The organism is Persicitalea sp. (genome assembly GCF_041751555.1).
Classification (GTDB): domain Bacteria; phylum Bacteroidota; class Bacteroidia; order Cytophagales; family Spirosomataceae; genus Persicitalea.
This window is the reverse complement of sequence record NZ_JBGSXF010000304.1, coordinates 1-5,646: the sequence shown is the minus strand read 5'-3', so window position 1 is coordinate 5,646 and position 5,646 is coordinate 1. Positions and strand designations below refer to the sequence as shown.

Sequence of the window (5,646 nt, the reverse complement as noted above, 5' to 3'; positions counted from 1 at the left end):
ACAGAGGCGAATTTTGGAAGCGTCGTCGGGTAGATAGTCGTTTTCAAATATCACTTTCACGATCGCGCCTTCGGCGTGGGTGGCTTCGGTCACGGCCTTGATCTCATCGCGGACATAGTCCCAATCACCGCCCAGCACTTTCCCGATATTGACGACCATATCGATCTCGACGGCCCCGTCGCGGCAAGCCTGAATCGTTTCGGCGACTTTGATGCCCGTGGCGCTGTTCCCGTGCGGAAAACCGATGACGGTTCCCACCAGCACATCGGAGCCGCGCAGCCATTCCACGGCCTGAGCGATGGCGTAAGGCTTGATGCACACCGAGGCGACGTCGTATTGCCGGGCAATGGCGCAGCCTTTTTTCAAATCATCGTCGGTCATCGTCGGGTGCAGCAACGAGTGATCGATCATCTTAGCGAGTTGGAGGACTAGGTTCATGCAGGGTAGCGTTTGGGCTTTAATTAGTGAATGAGAGATTTAGTGAATGAGTGAATATTGCTTTCGCCAGCTAACTTTCTATTCACTCATTCACTAAATCTCTTATTCAAAATTGATTTTCATTGATAATTACTGATCGTATATTTCTCCGTATTACAAAACGTGAGACTATACACATGAAAATCCGGAACGCTGGTGTGGTAGCGGCGGTAGATCTGAACGAGTGGGGTCATGGGTTTTATCTCGAAATGACGTGCCGTACCTTCGTCGGCCAGCACGGCTCGGATATCCTGTTCGAAGCTCTGAATGTCGATTTGGTGGCGGACGCTGAGAGTCTTGAAAAGCGAGCCGCCGAGCAGTGGCCTCTGGCAAAAATCGTCGAGCTGCAAGTTAGGCAGATAGCTGCATTCCAGCAACACCGGATCCTGATCCACGTAACGAATGCGCTCGAAGGTGATGCAGCCCGCCTTTTGCTCCTTCTTTTCCAGTTTGTAGAAAAAGCCTTCCGGCCAGGCAATGGCCTCTGGTTCGCGCAGCATGACGGTTCGGGCTTCGTGCTCGACCCCAACTACCTCCGAAAACCCCTTGAATGACAGCAGTCCCAGCGACTGCCGTGTGGCGCTCACGATGCTGCCCTTGCCTTTTACTTTTCGAATATAGCCCTCACTCACCAATTCCTGCAAAGCCCGGCGAACCGTCATGCGGGCAATTTTGTGCCTGGCGCTCAGTTCATTTTCCGAAGGAAGCAAGTCTCCCTCTTTGTAGTTCCCCACCTGAATTTGGCTTTTCAGCAGGGCGTAGAGTTTTTGGTAATGCGCGGTTTCCATCGTTCGGGGCTAAGGCAAGGCGCAATATTACAAGTATATGATCTATATACAAGTATAGAAATCCGAAATGGTGGTTAGGCTTCCCAGAATCAGGCTGGAGAAGCCCCGGTCAAATCATGCGGTGCAGTAAAAAACGGGCGAAGAAAATCCTGCCCTCGCGCTTGATTAGGAGCTCTACCTCGCGACCGTCGCCTTTCTGGAGCATTTTGTAAATTTCGCTGATGCTGATGTCCGCCGCCGCACGATCATTGACAAACATAATCTGGTCACCTTCGGCTAGCCCGGCGCGGTGCGCGGGGGATTCTTTTGCCACCGCCCGCACAAAGTAGTCGTGTAGCTTGGCACCCGTCGCCATCACTTCCAGACCACTCATGTCGTGTTCGAACGACTCGCGCATCTTGCGCTTGACAGGTTTCAATACCATGTAGCGGCCCTGGTAATTCATCGTAATCTTGAAGCGGCGCAGCAGCTCGCAACCCACATTGCCCTGCCGTTCCTGACGATCGGGTAGTTTGACTCCGAAGGAAGTGCTGTCGGGAAAAGACGCCACGATATTCTCCAGCTCGAAGCGGCCGAACTTGATACGTTCGATACGCCCCAAACTACCGTTGATAACGCCGTTGAGTCCCCGACCCAGTTGGGTGCGGATCACCTTTTCGGGTAACGGAATGGTGTTATCGTCTGTTTTGTCGAGAAAAAGTGCGTGTCCTGCCCCAGTGTCGATGATGACGCGGATGGGATGTTCGCGGCCATCGGCAAAGAGCGCCACGGCGTCGGTGAAGGGCTTGGTGTCTTCGATGGAAATAGGGTACTTCTCGCCTTTCCGCTTGCGGTATTTGTATCGGTCAGGTTTTTCCAGGATTAACTCCTTACGGTTGAAGTCGATGGTGACGACGAAGTTGTTGAAAATCTCGTAGCCAAAAATGCCGTGAACCGGAACGCCCACGTACTCCGACAAGTGCAGGAAGTCCTCGTCCAGAATCAGCAGATTTTGATGGTTGGCCTTCATGCGCAGCATCGACAATGAATTATCAAGCGCCACGTGGGCTGAAACAGACTGTCCCTCCCCCGCTCCACTGAGAACCACGGGGCGTGTGAGTTCTAAATTTTGCTGGCTAATGGCTTTTGGGTCGGTGATGAGCGTGGTACTTACGCCCGTGTCCAGAATAAACCGTAGTGTGTCGGAATCGTTGATCTGGACGGGAACTATAATAAGATTGGAGTGAAATTGAAAGGGTACGCGCGTTACCTTTCGCTTGCCTTCCAGAAAAAAGCCGAATTTATCAGCAGGTTCCCATACTTCCGTCTTTTGAGCGAACACGCCGCCTGAACTACCCAACAGTAGTCCCAGCAAAACGACGATATAGTACTCCTTTTTTCTCATAATCTCCTCAATCCGTTACAGTTAACAAGGTTACGGAATTTGGTCTTGATTAAACACAAATTAAACTTATTTAGTGTCAAAATACTATTAATAATGTTCTCGCTAAGCTGTATTTCCGATGTTTGGGTGAAAAAATGCTAGATTTGAACTTCAATCAACCCTAAAACCACAAATTCCCCGCCAAAACATGCGTAAGAAGATAGTAGCCGGTAACTGGAAAATGAATAAGACGCTCGATGAGGCCGTCGCGCTGACCTCAGAGGTTGTAAATATGATCAAAGATGAAGTTTCGGGCGAGGTAGAGGTCATTCTCTGTGTACCCGCTCTGTACCTAACGACTTTGAAAAAACACATCGAAGGCGTAAACAGGATTTCGCTGGGCGCGCAGAATTGCCACGAAAAAACGTCGGGTGCCTATACGGGCGAGATTTCGGCACCAATGCTGAAAGCCATTGATATCCCAAATGTCATCATCGGCCACAGTGAGCGACGCCAGTACTTCAGCGAAACCAACGCGCAGTTGGCCGAGAAGGTGAACATTGCTTTGGAAAATGGTCTGACGCCGATTTTCTGCTGCGGAGAGTCGCTGGATCAGCGACAGAATGAGGACTACATCGGTTTTGTAAAAAATCAAATTACTGAAAGCCTTTTTCACCTTAGTGCCGAGCAACTGACTTCCGTAGTTATCGCTTACGAACCCATCTGGGCCATCGGCACCGGCCTGACTGCCAGCGCCGAACAAGCCCAGGAAATGCACGCCGCTCTCCGCGCCCACTTGGCCGAAAAATACGGCAAAGAAGTAGCCGACGAGATCAGCATTCTCTATGGTGGCAGCGTTGGTGCCGCCAATGCCGCCGAGCTTTTCGCCAACCCCGACGTGGACGGTGGACTCGTAGGGGGGGCATCTCTCAAGTCCCGCGACTTTACCGAAATTGTAAAAGCAAGATAATAGATAACCATGAAACTCTACCGAACTCTCCACGGTATCTTACTGGAAAAAGAAAACCAGTACTACCGCCTTCACGAAAGCGATTGGGACACCGTCGTGAACCGCGACGAACTGCACGACTGGCTCATCACCCAAACCGAAAGTTTGTTGTTACTACCCTTTAACGACGGCTCACCCATGCCCGAAGTAGTGGCGCCTATTGGCACACAGGAAGTATGGGCGTCGGGCGTAACTTACTTCCGCAGCCGCGAGGCCCGCATGGAGGAGTCGGAAAAAGCAGGTGGCGGTAGTTTTTATGACCGCGTCTATTCCGCCGAGCGGCCTGAACTCTTTTTCAAGTCCAACGCCTGGCGAGTCGTAGGCGGCTCGGGAGAAGTACGCATCCGTAAAGATTCCGGCTGGGACGTTCCCGAACCCGAACTGACGCTTTTCGCCACTTCCTCCGGAAAACTCGTGGGCTACACCATCGGCAACGACATGAGTTCGCGCAGCATCGAGGGAGAAAACCCGCTGTATCTACCGCAGGCAAAATCGTACGACGGCAGCGCGGCTCTTGGCCCTTGCCTTTACGTTACCGCCGAGCCCCTTTCCCCTGAAACCGAAATTAGCATCGCCATCATCCGCAAAGGTGAGGAGGTTTTCGGGAACACCGTGCTGCTTTCCCAAATGAAGCGAAAACCCGATGAATTGCTCGGCTTCCTATTCCGCGAAATGGCTTTTCCCACGGGTGTGTATCTCATGACAGGGACGGGCATCATTCCGCCTTCAGAATTCACATTAAAATCGGGCGATAAAATCTACATTACCATCGAGCCGATCGGAACGCTGGTAAATACGGTGGGGTAGTTTTTCAAGAAAAACTCAATTTAAGGTAGTTTCCCGCAGTCGCGCCACTACTTCCTGAACGTGCTGCACGGCCTCCGCGATTTCTTCGTCCTTTGTGAAGCGTCCCAGACTGAAGCGCACCGAGGCGTGGGCCAAATCGTCGGGGACGCCCAGGGCCTTTAACACATAGGAGGGCTCCACCAAAGCCGAAGTACAGGCAGAGCCATTGGCTACTGCGATTCGGTTCAGGGCCATCAGCAGCGCTTCGCCATCCACGCCCCCGAAGGAAATGTTGGTCGTCTGCGGCAGCCGCCTTTCCCGGTTGCCATTGACGTGCGTGTCCGGTACCGTTTCTACTATTTCGTTTTCCAGTTTGTCGCGCAACGTTCTCAGCATTTCGCGCTCCGAGAGCATAGCGGCCGCCGCCAAATGGCAAGCCTTACCCAGGCCCACGATACCCGGCACATTCAGCGTCCCCGACCGCAACCCCCGCTCGTGACGGCCGCCATCCAACTGAGCAATAAGGTGGGTACCCTTACGCACGTACAGCGCTCCGATTCCTTTCGGACCGTACAATTTGTGCGCCGACAGGCTTAGCAGATCCACGCAGTCATATTCTACGCCAATAGTGATTTTGCCCGCCGCCTGTGTGGCGTCGGTATGAAACAGTACGCCGTGCGCCCGGCAAAGGGCCCCAATGTCGGCAATTGGCTGGATGACACCGATTTCGTTATTGGCGTACATCACCGACACCAGCAACGTGTCAGGCCGCAGGGCATTTTCTATTTGCTGGAGATAGATGAGGCCGTCGGGAGCAGGCGTCAGGTAGGTCACTTCGGCCCCAAGGGCTTCGAGGTGCTGACAGGCGTCCAGCACGGCCTTGTGCTCGGTAACTACGGTGACGATGTGACGACGTTCGGCTCCGGCAGCTTCGTAAGCACCTTTCAGAGCTAAGTTATTTGATTCAGTAGCCCCGCTGGTAAATATGATTTCTTTCTCCGTCGCGCCAATCAATTTGGCTACCTGCTGCCAGGCATCGGCTACGGCCTCGGCGGCTTCCCAACCGTAGAGATGCGTACGGCTGGCGGCATTGCCGAACCGCTCCGTGAACCAGGTCATCATCTCTTTCAGCACTCGCTGGTCAACGGGTGTGGTAGCGTTGTAGTCGAGGTAAATGGGTGGGGTCAAGGTTTTGAATGAGGAAATGAGGATGGATAAAAGGA

General features: G+C 52.9%; 6 protein-coding genes. 2 read left to right on the top strand and 4 right to left on the bottom strand.

Annotation, left to right across the window (positions count from 1 at the left end; translation table 11 throughout):
• The 3 genes from deoC to ACEW8P_RS10890 form a co-directional block, all read right to left on the bottom strand.
• On the bottom strand, window positions 1-438 hold a 438-nt coding region (gene deoC / locus ACEW8P_RS10900; protein WP_373513111.1), incomplete at its 3' end, for a deoxyribose-phosphate aldolase.
• 119 nt (window positions 439-557) lie between these two features.
• Window positions 558-1,265 (bottom strand): GntR family transcriptional regulator, encoded by a 708-nt coding sequence (locus ACEW8P_RS10895; RefSeq protein WP_373513110.1) that lies wholly within the window; start codon window positions 1,263-1,265, stop codon window positions 558-560.
• A gap of 109 nt (window positions 1,266-1,374) precedes the next feature.
• Window positions 1,375-2,649, bottom strand: a complete 1,275-nt coding sequence (locus tag ACEW8P_RS10890) for an aspartyl protease family protein (protein ID WP_373513109.1) — start codon at window positions 2,647-2,649, stop codon at window positions 1,375-1,377.
• Window positions 2,650-2,836: 187 nt separating this feature from the next.
• Here ACEW8P_RS10890 and tpiA point away from each other — a divergent pair, with 187 nt between their 5' ends.
• Both tpiA and ACEW8P_RS10880 read left to right on the top strand, forming a co-directional pair.
• Window positions 2,837-3,598 (top strand): triose-phosphate isomerase, encoded by a 762-nt coding sequence (gene tpiA / locus ACEW8P_RS10885; protein WP_373513108.1) that lies wholly within the window; start codon window positions 2,837-2,839, stop codon window positions 3,596-3,598.
• A 9-nt stretch (window positions 3,599-3,607) separates the two neighbouring features.
• Window positions 3,608-4,444, top strand: a complete 837-nt coding sequence (locus ACEW8P_RS10880) for a fumarylacetoacetate hydrolase family protein (RefSeq protein WP_373513107.1) — start codon at window positions 3,608-3,610, stop codon at window positions 4,442-4,444.
• Between the two features lie 15 nt (window positions 4,445-4,459).
• On the opposite strand, the gene ACEW8P_RS10875 is transcribed toward ACEW8P_RS10880, so the two are convergent.
• On the bottom strand, window positions 4,460-5,611 hold the full coding sequence (locus ACEW8P_RS10875) for a cysteine desulfurase family protein (protein WP_373513112.1): 1,152 nt from the start codon (window positions 5,609-5,611) through the stop codon (window positions 4,460-4,462).
• Between the last annotated feature and the right edge of the window lie 35 nt (window positions 5,612-5,646).